This is a genomic window from Streptomyces sp. LZ34 (assembly GCF_053890475.1).
This window is the reverse complement of sequence record NZ_CM132680.1, coordinates 921798-940124: the sequence shown is the minus strand read 5'-3', so window position 1 is coordinate 940124 and position 18327 is coordinate 921798. Positions and strand designations below refer to the sequence as shown.

Below are 18327 nucleotides of genomic sequence, written 5' to 3'. Positions count from 1 at the left end.
TCAACCCAATTCCTCCTGCGATGACGAGCCACGCGCGGACACGCGGGACGGCACCGCCCTCGACATGTAGACGACGTCTGGGCCATAGCCGTCCGGGGGGACGACCTCCTGGTGCGTGGTGAAGCCACGCGCCGACCAGTACGTCGCGCTGCCCCCGACGGCGACCAGCGAGATCTGCTCGTACCCGTGCGCCCTGGCCGATGCGGTGAGGTGGCGCAGGAGGCGCCGTGCCAGCCCTCTGCGCCGGAAGTGCTCCGCTATGACCAGGTCGTGCAGATGCAGATTGGTGGACGTGAGCGCGGTCTCCTCAGGCCGTTCCAGGTCGGGGTACCGGTACATCGGATAGGGCAGCGCCAGCACATAGCCCACGAGCCGGGGGCCCACCTCCAGCGCGCGGCAGGTGCCCGGCGATATGCGCGCCCGCGACTCGAGCGCCACTCGTCCCTCGGACAGGCCGAGGCCGGTGTAGGCGCGGGACTCCAGAGCCGCGATGCCGTCCCAGTCGCCCTCGGCGATATGGCGTATGCGCACCTCGTCGCTCATCCGCCACACGCCTCCCCGGAACCGCCCGCGGCGGCGCCCTCGACGCAGGTGTACGGGAGCGGGCCGAAACCGTTGAAGCCCTGGGTCATGTAGCTGGTCGCGTACGCGCCACAGGACAGCACCCAGACCGGATCGCCCGACGCCAGCGCCTCGGGCACCTGGACCAGGCCGCGCTCGTGGGAGTAGGCGTCGTCGCTGTCGCAGGTGGGTCCGGCCACGACGGCGGGCACATGGCGGACGCCGGCGCCGCCGTGGGTGGGGAAGACGAGCGGGTACTGGACCTCGTCCATCTCGTACAGGCCGTTGAACTTCCCGCAGCTGAGGTACAGCCAGTACTGGCGCCGGCCGTCAGGGCCCCGCCGCGCGGACAGCCGGGACACATGGGCCCGGATGGCTCCTTGCCCGGCGACGAGGTAGCGGCCCGGCTCCACGATGAAGCCGAGTTGGCGTCCGCCGATGTCGCCGAGGTGCTCCATTCCCTCCCGGATCACGGCGAACAACTTGTCGATCGGGGGATCGAGCGGTCTGCCGTGTCTGTCGAGATACCCCAGGACAGGGAGGCCGCCGCCGAGGTTGACGTGGTCCAGGGCGATCCCGCGGCGGTCGAGGGCGGCCAGGACGTCCGCGAGGCGTTCGAAGGCGCTGTGCCAGGCTTCGGCCGTCATCTGTTGCGAGCCGACGTGCACGGAGAGGCCCGAGGGCACCAGGCCCAGCTCGCGCGCCGTTCCAAGGATGGTCACCGCGTCGGCGGTCGAGCACCCGTACTTGCCGCTCAGCCCCCAGAGCGCGCCCCGCGTGTCGGTGGCGAGCCGGCAGAACACCCGGGCGCCGGGGGCGTGTACGGCGATCGCGGCCACGTCCTCCAGGCTGTCGGTCGCGAAGTCCCTGATGCCGAGCCGGTAGGCGTCGGCGATGTTCCGGTCGGACTTCACGGCGTTGCCGTAGTGCACTCTGCCGATCGGCACACCCGCCCGCACCGCCTGTTCCATCTCCGGGACGCTCGCCGCGTCGACCCCGGCGCCCGCCGCGGCCAGACGGGCCAGCACCTCGTCGACCGGGCATGCCTTCATGGCGAAGCGGACGGCGACTCCGGGCAACTCCCGGAGCAGGGACGCGTAGCGCTCCTCGATCCCGTCGAGGTCGAAGATGATCCGGTCGTCGGAGGTGGCCGCGAGCGCGGCGGACAAGGGTATGTCCTCTATGTTCGCTACGTTCTCTATGTTCTCGTGTGTCATCGTGGCCTTCGACCCGGACGTCCCGGCGCCTGCGCGAGGGCGGTGTCGCGGGCTGCCCGCACCAGCGGATCCCACGCCTCGACCAGCAGGGCGAAGTCGGCGATGTCGCTCTGCGCCTCGTCGAGGAGACGCTCGCGGCGCGATGCCAGGAGGGCGGCGAACGTCGCGTATCTGCCGCCGAGCTTCCGGTAGGCGGCCTCGATGGTGTCGAGGCGCTGGACGTTCTCCGACCGGTCGAGCAGGGTGCTCTTCCTGGCCAGCTCGGCGATCACGGACGCCTGTACCCGACCCTGGTCGTCGAGGAGCGACTCGCCGGCCTCGGCCATCTCCTCGTAGAGGAAGTTGAAGTAGAGCATCGACAGGAAGAACTTGGCGAACCGCGTCTGGTAGGCCATGAACCCCGGGTCGGTGCGGCGTTCCCCGGTGTAGAAGTTCACGATGTGGCGGTTGTGCAGCACGCCGGGCAGCGCGGCGGCGTGGACCAGGTGGATGAGGAAGTAGTCGCTGCCGATGGTGTCGGTCGCGGGCGGCAGCGGCACCCGTTCGTGCACCTGGTGGAAGCTGATGTTGCACATGTCCACCCGCATGGGGTCGACGACGGTCAAGGTCGTCCGGTCGCCGGTGAACGGGCCGGTCCCGGGCCCTTGGAAGGACTCGTCGACGAGTTCCCGCTTCTGCTCGTCCGACCAGTGGCCGGGCGCCCACAGGCTGACCACGTCGTAGTAGACGTCCGGGTCGAGCCGACGGATCTCGTCGATGTCCACGGACAGCTCACCCACGAAGGAGCCGCCCACCATCGCCACCCGCTTGTGGGTGTGCTTGGGAGCGAGCTCCGCCTCACCGACACCGTGCGCCGCGTCGGCCGCGCGCTTGCCGAGCGACATGAGCTCATGGTGGACGGGGAATACGGTCTCGCCGCGCAGCACCTGGTAGCGGCTGTCGGAGTCCCTGCGGTGGACGGACTCGCATCCGAGCGCCACGGCGATCAGGAACGCGCGGTTGGTGCAGGCACCGTAGGAGAGCCCGGCCGGAAGCATGAGGTCGAGCAGCAGCTCGGGCTTGGTGTGCTCGGTCCGGTGGATCACTCGGCGCAGGAAGTCGCGCTGCTCCGCCTCGCCGAGGTGGTGCACGACGACGCGCGGCACCCCGCGCGCGTCGCGCAGAGCCTGCGCGTGCTCCGCGAACGCGTCGGAGGAGTCCAGGATGAGCAGGTGCACCTCGACGCCGAAGTGTTCGGCGGCGTAGGCGGCCTCCTCACCGATGGCGGTGACCATCGCGGGGCACGCCCGGTTGGTGGGAAGTGTCAGGCAGATGCTTCGCACGCCACTTCCCTGCCGCTCCGGTCGAAGTCCGTGCCGTCCCACGAGGTGCCGCCGAGCAGCTTGGCGCCCAGGTCGTTTAGCGTGGCGGTGCCGTACCTGAGGGATTCGGGCTTGTCGGCGTCGCCGAGAAGGGTGGCGTTCCAGGTCGGCGTGGTGAGGTGGCGCCATGAGTCGACCCGTGAACGCCGCAGCTCCGGATGCGATTCGAGGGCGGGCATCATCGAGAGGTACTGGACCGCCCGCACGCCGTTCTGCGAGGTGTTGGGCGCCACTCCGTGGGCCAGCAGACCGTTCCAGATGAGCAGGTCTCCGGCCTCGAGTTCTGGCCGTACGACGGGCAGTTCGGCCCGGTCGATCCTGGGCCGGATCGGATCGCGGTCGGCCGGCTGGAGCACCCGCCACCGGTCGAACCGGTGGAACAGCTCGGGGCAGCACTGGAAGCCGCCGAGCTCCGGCTCGGTGTCATGAAGGGCGATGATGCCCTGGACCCGCTGCGGCAGCACACTGAGTGTCGTGTCGACATCCCAGTGGAGCTCGATGTCGAACCCCTGCTCCGTGGGGGCGATCAGGGCCCGGTCGCGGTTCTTGACGTTGGGCGGGTTGAGGTTGAGCCGGTCCAGGGTGACCCAGAGTTCCTCGCAGTCCCACACGTCCACGAACGCGTCGTAGACCCGCTGTGTCTGGCGGCTGTCCCAGATGAGCTGGTGGTGGTACGCCTCGACGAACCCGTAGATGTGCAGCTCCCGGTCCAGGTCGGACCGGTATTCGCGGTCCTCGTACCAGGTGTCCGGGCGGCCGGGGTCGAGCCCCTGGAAGTCCCAGGTGAAGTCCAGCAACCGGCGCGCCGCCGGGGCGGGGATGGCCTGCTTCACCACGACGTAGCCGTAGGTCTGCCAGAAGGCGAAGTCATCTTCGGACAACACCCTCAGCCGCCGTGTCTTGGTGAGGTCCCGCAGCTGGGTCCGGGCCAGGTACGTCTCACCGTCCGAGCTGAAGTACGGGACGTCCGAAGGGGACCGATGCAGGTAATGGTCGGGCTTTGGCATGCAGTGCTCCAAAACTGAAAACTCTCCGTCGCAGGTAGCGAACAGCACGGGTCCGCTGAGCCTGCTGATGACGAAGACGGGACGGCGTCAGGTGCCGGAGCGTAGTGTCCCTCCGCTCCGCGGTGTACTGACGCCTTCACAAAAATGGACTAGACCAAATACGTTGTCAACAAGTGAATTCCCTAGATTTGTTGACCGAGGCTCCGACCGGGGCGCGAGTCGACGCCGGGTGGCTGGTGGGCGGCGTGCGGGCGGTGTGTGGCGGGCTCCCGTGGCCCCCTCCTTGACACCGGCAATTCGACTGGGCAAGTATCCGTTGGTCTGGACCAAAGATCATCGATGCCATCGGTGTCATCGGTGTCATTGATGTGTTGCCGCTATCCGAAAGGCGTGGTCGATGTCCTTCAGCAAGCCCAGCAGGGACCTGCGACGACTCGCGCTCTCCGTCCTCCAGCCGGGGTTCGTGGGCACGGAGGCGCCGGAGTGGATCCTGCGTGACATCGGTAACGGCCTGGCCTCCGTCGTGCTCTTCGCGCGCAACATCGAATCCCCGGACCAGCTCGCCCGGCTGACCGCACAACTCCGCGCCGGGAATCCGTCGTTGATCGTAGCGATTGACGAGGAGGCCGGTGACGTCACCCGGATCGAGTCCGCGACCGGCTCCACCCGTCCCGGCAACTTCGCCCTCGGCACGGTGGACGACACCGAGCTGACCGAGTCCGTCGCCGCCGACCTGGGACGCCAGCTGCGCGCCGCGGGCGTCAGCCTCAACTACGCGCCCACCGTGGACGTCAACTCCAACCCGGACAACCCCATCATCGGGGTCAGGTCCTTCGGGGCGGACGCCAAAGCGGTGTCCCGGCACGCCGCCGCGTGGATCAAGGGACTCCAGTCGGCCGGGGTCGCCGCCTGTGCCAAACACTTCCCCGGCCATGGGGACGTCGCCGTCGACTCCCACCACGGGCTGCCCAGTTACGACGCCGACCTCGGCCAGATCGCCGCACAGGCCCTGCCGCCGTTCCGCGCCGCACTGGACGCGGGGGTCCGCGCGGTCATGAGCGGCCACCTCCTGGTGCCCGCCTACGACCCACAGCTGCCCGCCACCCTCAGCCGCCGTATCCTCGACGGCCTGCTGCGCCAGGAGCTCGGGTTCGACGGACTGATCGTCACCGACGCCATCGAGATGGGGGCCGTCGCCGACCGTTACGGGATCGACGGGGCCGCGGTGCGCGCCCTCGCCGCCGGGGCCGACGCCATCTGCGTCGGCGGGGAGAGCGCGGAGGAGGCCACCGCCCAACTGCTCGCCCAGGCCCTCGTCGACGCCGTGGCCGCCGGGGACCTCGCCGAGGAGCGGCTCGCGGAGGCGGCGGACCGCGTCCGGGCGTTCGCCGAGTGGTCGACGGAGCTGGGCCAGGGCGCCTCCGCCGGTACGGTCGACGGCGACATCGGGTTTGTCGCCGCTCGCCGGGCCATCCGCATGACCGGCTCCGTGCGGGAGTCGCTGCCTCTGGCCGCGCCGCCGCACGTGGTGGAACTGGTGCCCGCCACCAACCTGGCCATCGGCAAGGAGACCCCCTGGGGCGTCGCGGCCCCGCTGAGCGAGCGGCTCCCCGGCACGACCTCCGTCCGGATACACCCGCAGCAGTTGCAGACGCGGGTCGCCACCCTGGAGGCGTCCGCGCTGACGCCCGCCTCCGGACGCCCGCTGGTCGTCGTCGTCAGGGACGCCTCCCGGCACACGTGGATGGGCGGCGCCCTGGCGGACCTGGTCACGGCGCGTCCGGACGCGATCGTGGTGGAGATGGGCCTGCCGGGCGCCACCGCCCCCGGCGCGGTGCACATCTCCACGCACGGAGCGACTGCCGCGTCCGGGGTGGCCGCGGCGGAGGTCCTGGCGGGTACGGGCTAGGTCCTGTCTCCCCGATCTCTGTGACGGTGACATCAGCGGCTGACGCCGCGGGGGCCCGCGGCGTCAGGGGGCACCGCCCAGCGATAGCTGGGGGAGCGTGCCAGGCGTCGCGGGCCCGCAGAGATCGGGGAGACAGGGCCTAGCGCCGCGTGCGCGGAGCCCGCGCCGGGCGACCGATCGGCTTCGACACCCGCGACTGCAAGGGCCTGCCCTACGCCGACGCGCTGATGAGCTCGTCGGTGACCCACCGTGCGACGTCGGCGGGGTAGGGCGCCGGCAGTCCGAGGACGATGTGCCGGAAGCCGGCGTCGATCGCCTCGGCGATCGCGTCCCGGGTGACGCCGGGCCGGTCGTAGGACACGGGCAGGTGGATCGAGCGGGTGACCGAGGCGGGGTCGCGACCGATCTCGGCGCAGTAGCGGTCCAGCAGTGCGCTGCGGCGGACGACGTCGTCGATGTCGCCGCCCGGGATGTTCCACAGGTCGGCGTGTTCGGCGACCACGCGCAGCGTGGCGGACGAGCGTCCGCCGATGAGGATCGGCGGGTGGGGTCGCTGGACGGGTTTGGGGTTGCCGAATGCTCCGGTGAGGTGGTGGTGGGTGCCGTGGAAGTCGAACGGTTCCTCCTCGGTCCACAGCCGCCGGATCACCGTGCACGCTTCGGCGAGGCTCCCCACGGCGTGGGCGGTGTCGTGGAAGGGCAGGCCGTGTGCCGCGTACTCACGCCGGGCCAGGGGAGGGCTGGGGCGTGAGCCGACGCCGATGCCGAAGTCGAGCCGTCCGCCCGAGACGATGTCGACGGTCGTGGCGATCTTGGCCAGCATCGCGGGCGGTCGGAACCGGTTACTGGTCACCAGCACGCCGAGCCGCAGCCGTCGGGTGTGGGCGGCAAGGGCCGAGAGCAGCGTCCAGCCTTCGTAGGCCGGTCCGCTCGGGTCGCCGGCGATCGGCATGAGGTGATCGAACAGCCACGCGTGCTCGATCTCCGGGATGGTGTCCGCCTCGCGCCAGACCCGCAGGACGTCGTGGTAGTCGACCTGTTGGGGGGCGGTCATGATTCCGAAACGAGGCCGGGGTGTGTGCGGCATGGAGCCGTTGGTCCTTTCGATAACGGTCAGCGGCGCCGCAGTGACGGGTCGAGCAGCGCGGGCGGAGTGTCGTACTTCTCGTGTGCGGCCAGGTCGACACCGGGGGCGACAATCGCGTCGATCGCGTCGAGTACGTCGGCCGAGAGCACGGTGTCGGCGGCGGCGAGTTGCGAGTGCAGGTGGTCCAGCGTGCGGGGGCCGATGAGCGCGCTGGTCACGGCGGGATGCGCGGTCACGAATCCGAGCGCGAGCTGGATCATGGTCAGGCCGGCCTCGTCGGCGACTTCGGCCAGCTGCTCGACGGCGTCGAGCTTGGCCCGGTTGGCGGGGATGGTGGTGTCGAAGCGTTGCGGCATGAACGTGGCGCGGCTGGTGGTGATTTCCCGGCCCTCGCGGATCGTGCCCGACAGCCAGCCCGAAGCCAACGGGCTCCACACCAGCACACCAAGCCCGTACTGCTCGGTCACGGGCAGCACGTGGGTCTCGATCCCGCGCTGCAGGATCGAGTAGCAGGGCTGTTCGGTGACGTAACGGCTCAGGCGATACTCGCGGGCGGCCCACTGGGCCTGCACGACGCGGTAGGCGGGGAAAGTCGAGGAGCCGAAGTAACGGATCTTTCCCGCGCGCTGTAGGTCGGTCAACGCCGACAGCGTCTCCTCGTCACTGGTGGCCGGGTCCCACCGGTGGATCTGGTAGAGATCAACGTGGTCGACACCGAGACGGCGCAGGCTGTTGTCCAACTCGGTGACCAACCAGCGGCGCGAACTGCCCTGATGGTTGCGCTCGTCGCCCATGGGCATGCCTGCCTTCGTGGCCAGCACGATGTCGTCGCGGCGGCCGGCGATGGCTTTGCCGACCATCTCCTCCGACTCGCCGCCGCTGTACATGTCGGCGGTGTCGATGAGGTTGATCCCGCCCTCGAGAGCGGCATCGACGATGGCGGTGGCCTCCTCCTGGGTGGTGCGCCCGATCTTGCCGAAGTTCATCGCGCCGAGCGCGAGCGAGCTGACCTGTACACCGGTGCGGCCCAAGGTGCGGTACTGCATGACCGTGTTCCTCCACTGCGGGTGAGGCGTGGCGGCATTGCGTGGTGACAATGCGTGGTTTGGTTGCCGGGCCCCTGATCTGGCATCATGGGCAAACGGAACCTTGTTCCGGTAACGATACGGAACGTTGTTCCGCTTGGCAAGCTCGGCAGTGGCAAGCCCGGTGGTGGCAAGCTCGGCAGTGGAAGGAGCGGTGCGGTGAACGACGGCGACGAGGGCGCGGGGCGCGCGGCCCGGTCCAAGCGGGCGGACGCCCGGCGTAACCAGGAGACCCTGCTCGACGCGGCCGCCGCGGTCTTCGTCGCGTCAGGCGTGGAAGCCCCGGTGCGCGACATCGCGGCCAAGGCCGGCGTCGGGGTGGGCACGATCTACCGTCACTTCCCGACTCGAGCGGATCTCATCATCGCCGTCTACCGGCACCAGGTCGAGGCCTGCGCCGAGGCCGGGCCGGCCCTGCTGGCGAGCAGCGCGACTCCGCACACCGCGCTGGGGCAATGGATCAACCTCTTCGTTGATTTCCTGGTCACCAAGCACGGACTCGCCGCCGTGCTGCAGTCCGACAACGCCGGCTTCGACACGCTGCACGCCTATTTCCTCGACCGCCTCGTGCCCGTGTGCACCCAGCTGCTCGACGCCGCGGCCGACTCCGGCGAGATCCGATCCGACCTGGCGGCCTACGAGCTCATGCGCGGCGTCGGGAACCTCTGCATCGGCGCCGAGCACGATCCCCACTACGACGCACGTCGACTGGTCGAACTCCTCATCGCGGGACTACGTCAACCGCACTGACCAGGGCGTGTTCCGGCGCCGGGCGGTGGCCCCGATGGCCCGGCGCGCCACCCGGGTGACTCAGGTGGCGCCGGGCGCCGCCACGGTCAGCGCGTAGTCCACCGCGACCGTGAACTCTCCCGACCTGCCCCGGATTTTCAGCGTGTGCTCTCCGGCCTTCAGCGGGGGCAACTGAACCCACAGCCCGCAGCCCGTCCCGATGAAGCGGCCGCTCGAATCGGTCACAGGGTTCCCGGGCGCGGCCGTCACCGTGATCGAATTCCCTCGATAACGGTCCGGACGGATGTCCCGGCCGTCCAGGCTCGCCGTACCCGTGGCCGTTTCCATGAAATCGGCACAGTCCTCGGCGCCGCTCACGAGGTTGACGAGAGGAAAGGCGACAGGGCGGCCGGTTGGCACGGTGCAGCTCCGTGCGACCTGCCCGCCGAAGGTCCCGGCCAGAAACCACACGTCGTCCGGCTGGTTGCGGCGGCACGACCGTCCGTCCTCGTCGGCGACCGGATTCGTTGACGTCTCTTCCGACGCCGCCCACGTCCACCATCGTCCCTGTAGCTCCGCGGGGGTAAGCCGGGTGTCGGCCGGTGCCGAAGGCGAGGGTGCCGATGACGACGGTGCCGACGACTTACGCTCCGGCTCCGACGGCCGGTCCGATTCCGCGGCCCGCGATGCGCCGCCGCCCCCTCCGCCGCCCCCTCCGCCGCACCCGGCGACCGCGACCACCGCCGCGGTCGCGGCGGCGATGCCTATCCATCCCGCCCGTCTGCTCATTCCCCGCTCCTCTCAGGCACCGGACAGGACGACGCGCCCGTTCTCATCCGGAGTGTCCCGACCAGTCCGCCAGTCCGCGCAGCCTATCCCGGCGTGGCGGCACACGGTGTGGCATCGGTGTCTGTCCAGAGCGAGCCATCCGTGCGATCGTCTGATGGATCGTGATGGACCGTCTGAAGCGTCAGGTGCCCGGGTGAACGGTGGAGGGCTGCGCCGCTCCCGGGTGCTGTACCCCCGGTGTCCTTCCACCCCCAGGGAGTGCAACTCATGTCCTTCGCACGACAGACGAACGCACGACAGACGAACGACTACACCCGCCGCGGTGTTCTGCGGACCGGCGCCGGTGTCGCCGTCGGCGCGGTGGCCGCCGGTGCGGTGGCTCCGGCCGACGCGGCCGCCGCCACCCGGCGGGACGGGACACGGCCGGAGCCATGGCGGCTGTGGTACCGCGGCCCGGCCCAGGAGTGGCTACAGGCGCTCCCGGTGGGCTGCGGCCGGCTGGGTGCCATGGTGTTCGGCGGTGTCACCGTCGAACACCTCCAGTTGAACGAGGACAGCGTGTGGGGCGGTGGCCCGCACGACTACGACCCGTCGGGCGCGCTGGAGGCGCTGCCGGAGATCAGACGGCTGGTGTTCGCCGACGAGTGGGGCGCGGCACAGCGGCTGGCCGACTCGGCGTTCATGGGCGTCCCGAGCGAGCAGTCGCCCTACCAGCCGGTGGGCGACCTGCGGCTGGAGTTTCCGGGTGCGGGGGAGTACACGGACTACCGCCGGGAGCTGGACCTCACCACGGCGATCACGTCGGTGACCTACGTCAGCGACGGGGTGCGGCACACCCGTGAGGTGTTCGCCAGCCTGCCCGACCAGGTCATCGTGGTGCGGCTGAGCGCCGACCGGCGGGCCTCGGTCTCGTTCGAGGCGGAGTTCTCCAGCCCACAGGAGAACACCACGGGATCCGCGGGCGCCGCCACGATCCGGCTCGACGGCATCAGCGCCGCCTGGCAGGGACGTCCGGGCGAGGTGCGCTTCCAGGCCCTGGCCCGGGCCGAGGCCGACGGCGGAACGGTGCGTACCGACGGGGGCCGGCTGATCGTCGACAACGCCGACGCCGTGACCCTCCTGATCTCCATGGGCACGAGTTACCGCGGCTACGACGACGTGGCCGGCGATCCCGGCGGCGCCGCCGGACGCCATCTCCAGCACGCCTCGGCCCGGCCGTACCGCGTACTGCGCGAGGCGCACACCAAGGACTACGGGGCGCTCTTCCGCCGGGTCGACCTCGACCTCGGCACGTCCGAGGCGGCATCCCTGCCGACCGACGAACGCATCGCCCGCCAACAGCTGGACACCGATCCGCAGCTGGCCGCCCTGTACTTCCAGTACGGCCGCTATCTACTGATCTCCAGCTCGCGAGCTCCGGGGCACGCCGCGAATCTCCAGGGCATCTGGAACGACAGCCTCACCCCGGCCTGGGAGTCGAAGTACACGCTCAACATCAACTGCGAGATGAACTACTGGCCCGCCGGACCGACCAACCTCGTGGAGTGCTGGGATCCGCTCTTCGACCTGATCCACGACCTGTCCGAGACCGGGACGCGCACGGCGCGCGAGATGTACGGCGCCGGAGGCTGGGTGGCGCACCACAACACCGACGGCTGGCGCGGCACCGCACCGGTCGACTTCGCCTTCTACGGCGTGTGGCCCACGGGTGGCGCCTGGCTGGCGGGCATCATCTGGGAGCGCTACCTCTACACCGGCGACAGACACACGCTGCGACGGCACTACCCGCTGATGAGGGGCGCTGTCGAGTTCTTCCTCGACACGCTGCAGGAAGACCCCAAGACCGGCTGTCTGGTGACCAATCCCTCGCACTCTCCCGAGGTGGGCCACCACGAGGTCGACGGCGAGAACGTCAGCATGTGTGCCGGACCGACCATGGACATGCAGATCCTGCGGCAGCTCTTCACCGCGTTCGAGGGCGCGTCCGAGGCACTGGGCGAGGACCCGGACATGCGCCGTGCCGCCGTCGCCACCCGCGGACGGCTCGCCCCGACCAGGATCGGCTACCTCGGCCAGATCCAGGAGTGGCTGGAGGACTACGAGGGGGACGCCGCCCTCTCGCGCAGCCGGCACATCTCGCATCTGTGGGGTCTGTTCCCCGGCGAGGAGATCAATCCGCGGACTCGTCCCCAACTTGCCGCGGCGGCACGGCGCACGCTCGAGCTGCGCGGTGAGGCCGGTGCGGGATGGTCGCTCGCCTGGAAGATCAACTTCTGGGCGCGGCTGCTCGACGCCGCCGAGGCGTACAAGCGGCTGTCCAACCTGCTGGTTCCGGCCCGCACCGCGCCCAACATGTTTGACCTGCACCCGCCGTTCCAGATCGACGGCAACTTCGGCGGGACCTCGGGGATCACCGAGATGCTGCTGCAGAGCCACTCGGGAGAGGTCGCGCTGCTGCCAGCCCTGCCCGTTGCCTGGCCCGACGGCGAGGTGCGGGGGCTGCTGGCCCGCGGCGGGTTCACGGTCGACCTCGCGTGGCGCGATCACGCCCTGCACCGGGCCGAGATCCGGTCCACCGGCGGCCAAGAACTCCGGCTGCGCACGCCGTCGCCGGTGACCGTCGCCTCGGGCGGGAAGGCGGTGCGCGTCGACCACCCCGAGCAGGGCGTCATCGTCTTCGCCACCCGTCGCGGCGCCACCTACACGATCCGGCCCGCCACCACCTGAACGCCCCGAACCCTGGGAGGTCACCGTGGAAGACCTGGCCAGACGGCGGCTGCTCGGCCTCGGAGCACTGCTGACCAGCGGGATACCACTGCTGGGCAGCGCATCGAGCAGCCGGGCCGCCGACCGGACGGAAGAAGGACAGCGCACGCATGGCCGGCACCGCGCTTCGAGCGGGCGGGAGCCGGACGAGCGGGCCAGGAGGATCAGCGAGAGCGTCACCCCGCCGAGCTTCCCCAACGCATGGTTTCCGATCACCGAACACGGGGCCGTCGGCGACGGGGTGACCGACTGCACCGGGGCCATCGACCGGGCGATCAAGGACTGCCACGCGGCCGGCGGCGGCCACGTCCTGGTGCCCGAGGGACGGTGGGCCACCGGGGCCATCCATCTGCTCAGCGGCGTCGACCTGCATGTCGCCCGCGGCGCGACCCTGCTCTTCAGCACCGATCCGGCCGCCTATCTGCCCGTGGTCCGCACCCGATGGCAGGGCGTCGAGCTGTTCAACTACTCGCCGCTGATCCACGCCGACGGCCAACACGGCATCGCGGTGACGGGCCGGGGCGTCCTCGACGCCCAGGGCGACAACCAGCACTGGTGGTTCTGGGTGGGCTCGGGCCAGTACGGATGGCAGCCGGGGATGCCCAACCAGCGGGCGGACTGGGCGGCGCTGGAACGCATGGGCGTGGAAGGAGTGCCGGTCGAGGAGCGGATCTTCGGCGCCGGCCACTACCTCCGTCCCAGCTTCATCCAGCCCCGCTCCTGCCGGAACGTCCTCATCGAAGGCGTCACGCTGCGCCACTCGCCGATGTGGAACATCCACCCCGTGCTGTGCCGCGAGGTGACCGTGCAGGACGTCGTCGTGGAGAGCATGGGGCCCAACGGCGACGGCTGCGACCCCGACTCCTGCGAGAACGTGGTCATCAGGCGGGTCACCTTCGCCACGCACGACGACTGCGTCGCCATCAAATCCGGCCGGGACCAGGACGGCTGGCGCGTCGGCGTCCCGTCCAGGAACGTTCTGATCGAGGACTGCCGCTACCTCGGCGGCGGCGGTGCGGTGGCCGTCGGCAGCGAGATGAGCGGGGGAGTGGAGAACGTGGTCGCCCGCCGGTTGCGGATCCCGTACGACGCCGCGCTCGACGAGCCCAGCGTCGCCTGGATCCTCTCCGTCAAATCGACCTCGACGCGCGGCGGGTACATCAAAGACGTGCACGTCACCGATGTGGCCTGCCCGGCGTGGACCTATGTGCCCTTCGAGGTCACCTTTCAGTACATGGGGGGATCCGGCGGCGATCGTTACCCGGAGGTGTCACGGCTGTCGGCACGGAACTGGTCCGTCGGCGGCCCCTGTGAAATTCCCTTCCGGATCCGCGCCGTCGCCGCGGCCCCGGTGGAGACGGTGAGCCTGGACAACCTCACCTTCCCACGGCCCGCGAAGGATCCGCTGATCGAGAACGCGACCGGTGTCACCGTGCGCAACGTACTGATCGGGGGCCGCCCGTACTCGACGCAGACAACGCAGACAACGCAGACAACGCAGACAACGCAGACAACGCAGACAAGGGAGGCAGGATGAAGAAGCGACGATACGGCCTGGTCGGCACCGGGATGCGGGCCCGCCTCTACCTCGACGCCATCACCGGCCCGCACCGGGATGTCGCCGAGCTGGTCGCGCTCTGCGACACCAATGAAGGGCGGATGGGGCATTACGGGGACCGCGTCGCCGCCGCCGGCGCCGGTGACCCGGCCCGGTACCACCCCGACAACCTGGCCCGGCTGGTCGGCGAGGAGGGGGTGGAGCGCCTCGTGGTCACCTCGCCCGATCACACCCACGCCGACATCGTGGTCGGTGCTCTCGAGGCGGGCGCCGACGTCGTCGTCGAAAAACCACTGGCCATCGACGCGGATGGATGCCGGGCCATCGCGCGCGCCGCCGAGCGCACGGGCCGCCGCGTGACCGTGACCCACAACTACCGGTACTCGCCCCGCAACAGCGCGCTCAAGCGGCTCGTACACTCGGGCGCCATCGGCACACCCACGTCGGCGCACTTCGAGTGGGTGCTCGACACCCGGCACGGCGCCGACTACTTCCGGCGCTGGCACCGCGAGAAGGACCGCTCCGGGGGGCTGCTGGTGCACAAGGCCTCCCACCACTTCGACCTCGTCAACTGGTGGTTCGGCGATACCCCGGTGCGGGTGTACGCCAGCGGTGGGCTGTTCTTCTACGGCGCGGGCAACGCCCGCGACCGGGGCCTTGGGCCCCGCCCACCGCGCGGCAGCGCGGAGGCGGCCGCGGGCGACCCCTGGTGCCTGGACCTGCGCGGCGACCCGGCGCTCAAGTCGCTGTACCTCGACCAGGAGCACCGCGACGGCTACCTGCGTGACCGTGACGTCTTCGACGAGGGCATCTCCATCGAGGACAACCTGTGTGCCGTCGTCGACTACGCCGGCGGCCCCACCCTCTCCTACTCCCTCAACGCCCATGCGCCGTGGGAGGGCTACCGCGTCTGCGTCAACGGCACGGAGGGCCGGGCCGAGCTGTCTGTCGTCGAGCGGGCCGCGGTGCGTCCCGTATCGGGCGCGGTGGACCCCAGCGCGGTGGACGAGCGGGGCGGGCGCACCGCGGCGGCGCGCCCGCCCGGTGAGCGGCTGGTGGTGCAGCGCCATTGGGAGGACGCCCGGGAGGTGACGATCCCACGGGGCGAGGGGGCCCATGGCGGCGGCGATGTCCGGATGCTCCGGGAGATCTTCGTCGGCCCGGACGGTGAGGATCCGCTCCGTCATCAGGCGGGGTACCTCGACGGGCTGCGGTCCGTCGCGGTGGGCATCGCCGGCAATGTCTCGCTCGCGGAGCGGCGCGCGGTGGACATCGCGGACCTGCGGCTGGGTGTCGAGGCCGGGCCGAACGCCGGGCGCGGCCGCGTCAGCTGACCGGCCGCCGCGGTCGGTCTAGCGCGCCCACCCGGCGCACGACTTCCCGCGGCGGATAACTTGCCTTGGTTCCCGGGGTGTTCAGCGCGGGGCCGTTGTGCTTCCATGCCTGGTATGCCACAGGCATGCCGGAGACGAGGAGCAGGTTCCATGAGAGCGTTCCGTCCGTTCGCAGCCCGGGTCCGTATCCCGTCGCTCCGCCGCCGGAAACGCCTGTCGGTGCTCGTGGCCCTGCTGCTGTCACTGGTGGCCGCCGCCCCGTCCGCCGCCGCCCCGTCCGCCGGTGCCCGCGCCCCGGCGGAGGGGCGCCCCGCGGTCGCGCTGGAACCGCGGGGGCTGGGCCGAGCCGTGTGCGCGGACACCTCGCTGCGGTTCACCTTCGAGACCGCCGTGCGGCTGGGCGCCGAAGGGCGGCTGAGTGTTTACCAGGCGGACGGCGTCCTCGCCGGTGTCGTCGATCTCGCCGATCCGGCGACGTACCAGCGCTCCATCGGTGGCGCGCGGTCCGACTACGGCGAGGTGCACCGCTGGACCTACGAACCGGTGGTGGTGGACGGCCGTACCGCCTCCGTCCACCTGCACCGGCGGCTGGCCCCCGGCCAGGAGTACTACGTGACGGTGGAGCCCGGCTTCTTCGAGGGCTACCAGGGCATCGACTCTCCCGGCACCTGGCGCTTCCGTACCCGGCGCGACCCGGCGCCCGGCTCCTCCCGGCTGACCGTGAACGGCCGGGGCGGCGGGGACTTCTGCACGGTGCAGGGCGCGGTCGACTTCGTACCGGAGGGCAACACCCGTCCGGTGCGGATCGACGTGGCCCCGGGGTTCTACCGGGAAATCGTGTACGTCGCCCAGTCCAGGCCACACCTGACCGTGCGCGGCGCGGGGGCGCGCCGCACCGTCATCGGCTACCCGAACAACAGCGTCCTCAACGGCGACGCGGCGATGGCCGACGTGCCGCCCGAGCAGAGCTACTGTCCGCGCCGGGTGCTTCCGTATCCCGACCGCCACAACTGCTGGCGCGCGGCCTTCGGAGTGGACGCGGACGACTTCCGGCTCCAGGACACCACCGTCCACAACCTCACCCCGGAGGGCGGCTCCCAGGCCGAGGCGTTCCGGGGCAACGGCGACCGGATCGTGCTCGACCGCGTCCGTGTCCTCAGCTACCAGGACAGTCTGCGCCTGCAGGGGCGGGCCTTCGTGACCGACAGCTATGTCGAGGGCGATGTCGACTTCGTCTGGGGGACCGGCGGGGTCTTCATCCAGGACTCCGAGCTCAAGGCGCTCGACGGCGGCTACCTCAGCCAGGTCCGCAACGGCGAGGACGGTCCCGGCAACGTGTTCGTCAATACCCGGCTGACGCGGGCCGCCGGGGTGCCCGACGGGAGTGTGCTGCTGAGCCGCATCGACAGTCGCTTCCCCGCCAGCCAGGCGGTCTTCATCGACACCCGGATGGACTCCCATGTGGCGCCCGTGGGCTGGGGGCTGACCGGGTTCGACTGTTCGTCGGGCCAGAAGCTTCGGTTCCAGGAGTACGGCAGCGAGGACCTGGCGGGCCGGCCGGTTGACACCAACGGGCGACTGGCCTGCTCCGGTCAGCTCACCGCGGCGGAGGCCGAACGGTGGCGGGATCCCGGGGCGCTGCTCGACGGCTGGGACCCGCGTGGCACGAGCGATCGACGAGAAGGAAGGTGAGGGACCGGCATGTCTCCCATGCGCCGGAGGAAAGCCCTGGGAAGTGTCCTGGGGTCGGTCGGCTCGCTGGCCGCGTTCGGCACCCCGGGCACGGCGTTCGCGGCGGACGCGCCGCGCGCCGGCCGGGACCGGCCGCGTCCGGTGGCACCCGTCAACCAGGAGGTGGCGGACGCTCACAGCCTGGCGTACAAGTCGCTCCCGCAGGAGGTCGTCGGCGTCGACGCCGAGACGCTGATGACGGTGCACACGCGGGCGGACATCGCGCGGCTGCGGACCGCGCTCGTCGCGGAGGTGTGGAAGTCCGCCGACGGGCGGTTGCCCGACGCGCTGCCCGAGGTGGAGCGCCAGGTCACGGCCCCGGAGCTGCCCGAGTTCAGCGGCGTCCGCCGGATCGACCGGCTCACCGTACGCCTGCCGTACGGACTGACCTCCGTCGTCTTCCTGCTGCTGCCGCGCCATACGGCGCACGGCCGCTTCGCGCTCTATCACAACGGCCACGGCGAACTGCCCGACACCATGCGGCGCACCGCCCAGGCGCTGCTGGACGCCGGGTACGGCGTCCTGCTGTTCGCCATGCCCCTGTACCACTGGAACCCGAAGGAGCTGCGGGATCCCGCCGACCCCGGCACCGAGGTCGTCGTGGAGTCGCACAACGACCTGGGGCCCTGGGAGAGCGCGGACTTCTCCACCCTGCGTTTCTTCCTGGAGCCGCTCGCGGTGGCCGTGAACCATGTGCGGCGGGTGTACCAGCCGCCGTCGCTGCAACTGCTCGGGATGTCCGGGGGAGGCTGGGCGACCACCGTGTACGCGGCGCTCGACCCACGGATCACCCGGAGCTATCCGACGGCCGGGTCGCTGCCGTTCTTCCTGCGCTCGGCGCCGCCCAGCCCGAGGCCGACGACGGGCGACTGGGAGCAGCGGCGGGACCGGCATCCCGGCTTCTACGGCATCTGCGACTTCCTGGACCTGTACGCCCTGGCGTCGGTCGGTGAACACCGTCGTCAGATGCAGATCCTCAACCGGTTCGACTCATGCTGCTTCAACGGTGTCGGACACCGCGCCTACGAACCCGTGGTGCGGCACCGCGTCCAGGTCATCGGCGGCGGCCACTGGGAGCTGTTGGAGGACGCCACCCACGGTGACCACATGATCAGCCCCTTCGCCCTCTCCGTCATTCTCTGGGATCTCGAGGTCAACTGCGCCCGGGAGCCCTGACCGCGCACGAGGACCCT

General features: G+C 70.6%; 14 protein-coding genes. 7 read left to right on the top strand and 7 right to left on the bottom strand.

Features of this window, described 5'->3' with window-relative positions:
• The 4 genes from ACWY4P_RS03025 to ACWY4P_RS03010 are packed head-to-tail and all read right to left on the bottom strand — an operon-like array spanning position 1 to position 4146.
• On the bottom strand, positions 1-543 hold the full coding sequence (locus ACWY4P_RS03025) for a GNAT family N-acetyltransferase (protein ID WP_456208527.1): 543 nt from the start codon (positions 541-543) through the stop codon (positions 1-3).
• Positions 540-1778, bottom strand: a complete 1239-nt coding sequence (locus ACWY4P_RS03020) for a type III PLP-dependent enzyme (protein ID WP_456208526.1) — start codon at positions 1776-1778, stop codon at positions 540-542. Before ACWY4P_RS03020 ends, ACWY4P_RS03025 begins: the two co-directional genes overlap by 4 nt.
• Positions 1775-3100 (bottom strand): DUF6271 family protein, encoded by a 1326-nt coding sequence (locus ACWY4P_RS03015; protein WP_456208525.1) that lies wholly within the window; start codon positions 3098-3100, stop codon positions 1775-1777. Before ACWY4P_RS03015 ends, ACWY4P_RS03020 begins: the two co-directional genes overlap by 4 nt.
• Positions 3082-4146 carry a phytanoyl-CoA dioxygenase family protein gene (locus tag ACWY4P_RS03010; RefSeq protein ID WP_456208524.1) on the bottom strand — a complete coding sequence of 355 codons (1065 nt, stop codon included), beginning with the start codon at positions 4144-4146 and terminating at the stop codon, positions 3082-3084. Before ACWY4P_RS03010 ends, ACWY4P_RS03015 begins: the two co-directional genes overlap by 19 nt.
• Positions 4147-4543: 397 nt before the next feature.
• On the opposite strand from ACWY4P_RS03010, the gene ACWY4P_RS03005 reads away from it, so the two are divergent.
• Entirely contained in the window at positions 4544-6055 is a 1512-nt protein-coding gene (locus tag ACWY4P_RS03005; protein WP_456208523.1) for a glycoside hydrolase family 3 protein, read from the top strand.
• 211 nt (positions 6056-6266) lie between these two features.
• Here ACWY4P_RS03005 and ACWY4P_RS03000 read toward each other — a convergent pair whose 3' ends face one another.
• Together ACWY4P_RS03000 and ACWY4P_RS02995 are read right to left on the bottom strand one after the other, a co-directional pair.
• Positions 6267-7142, bottom strand: a complete 876-nt coding sequence (locus ACWY4P_RS03000) for an LLM class flavin-dependent oxidoreductase (protein WP_456208522.1) — start codon at positions 7140-7142, stop codon at positions 6267-6269.
• Positions 7143-7168: 26 nt separating this feature from the next.
• Positions 7169-8188: an aldo/keto reductase gene (locus ACWY4P_RS02995; protein WP_456208521.1), complete on the bottom strand. Its 1020-nt coding sequence runs from the start codon at positions 8186-8188 to the stop codon at positions 7169-7171.
• A 198-nt stretch (positions 8189-8386) separates the two neighbouring features.
• Between ACWY4P_RS02995 and ACWY4P_RS02990 the strand changes: the two genes are divergently transcribed.
• Positions 8387-8977 carry a TetR/AcrR family transcriptional regulator gene (locus ACWY4P_RS02990; RefSeq protein WP_456208520.1) on the top strand — a complete coding sequence of 197 codons (591 nt, stop codon included), beginning with the start codon at positions 8387-8389 and terminating at the stop codon, positions 8975-8977.
• 60 nt (positions 8978-9037) lie between these two features.
• On the opposite strand, the gene ACWY4P_RS02985 is transcribed toward ACWY4P_RS02990, so the two are convergent.
• Complete coding sequence (locus tag ACWY4P_RS02985; RefSeq protein WP_456208519.1) at positions 9038-9334, bottom strand: hypothetical protein; 297 nt, start codon at positions 9332-9334, stop codon at positions 9038-9040.
• 678 nt (positions 9335-10012) lie between these two features.
• Between ACWY4P_RS02985 and ACWY4P_RS02980 the strand changes: the two genes are divergently transcribed.
• The 5 genes from ACWY4P_RS02980 to ACWY4P_RS02960 all read left to right on the top strand — a co-directional run bounded on the left by ACWY4P_RS02980 (position 10013) and on the right by ACWY4P_RS02960 (position 18310).
• Entirely contained in the window at positions 10013-12472 is a 2460-nt protein-coding gene (locus ACWY4P_RS02980; protein WP_456208518.1) for a glycoside hydrolase family 95 protein, read from the top strand.
• Between the two features lie 25 nt (positions 12473-12497).
• Positions 12498-14048 carry a glycoside hydrolase family 28 protein gene (locus ACWY4P_RS02975; protein ID WP_456208517.1) on the top strand — a complete coding sequence of 517 codons (1551 nt, stop codon included), beginning with the start codon at positions 12498-12500 and terminating at the stop codon, positions 14046-14048.
• Entirely contained in the window at positions 14045-15403 is a 1359-nt protein-coding gene (locus ACWY4P_RS02970) for a Gfo/Idh/MocA family protein (protein WP_456208516.1), read from the top strand. The genes ACWY4P_RS02975 and ACWY4P_RS02970 overlap by 4 nt, the downstream gene beginning before the upstream one ends.
• 150 nt (positions 15404-15553) lie before the next feature.
• The gene (locus ACWY4P_RS02965; protein ID WP_456208515.1) at positions 15554-17095 is read left to right on the top strand and encodes a pectinesterase family protein; all 1542 of its coding nucleotides are present in this window, start codon (positions 15554-15556) and stop codon (positions 17093-17095) included.
• 9 nt (positions 17096-17104) lie between these two features.
• Positions 17105-18310 (top strand): hypothetical protein, encoded by a 1206-nt coding sequence (locus tag ACWY4P_RS02960; protein WP_456208514.1) that lies wholly within the window; start codon positions 17105-17107, stop codon positions 18308-18310.
• The last annotated feature ends 17 nt before the right edge of the window (positions 18311-18327 follow it).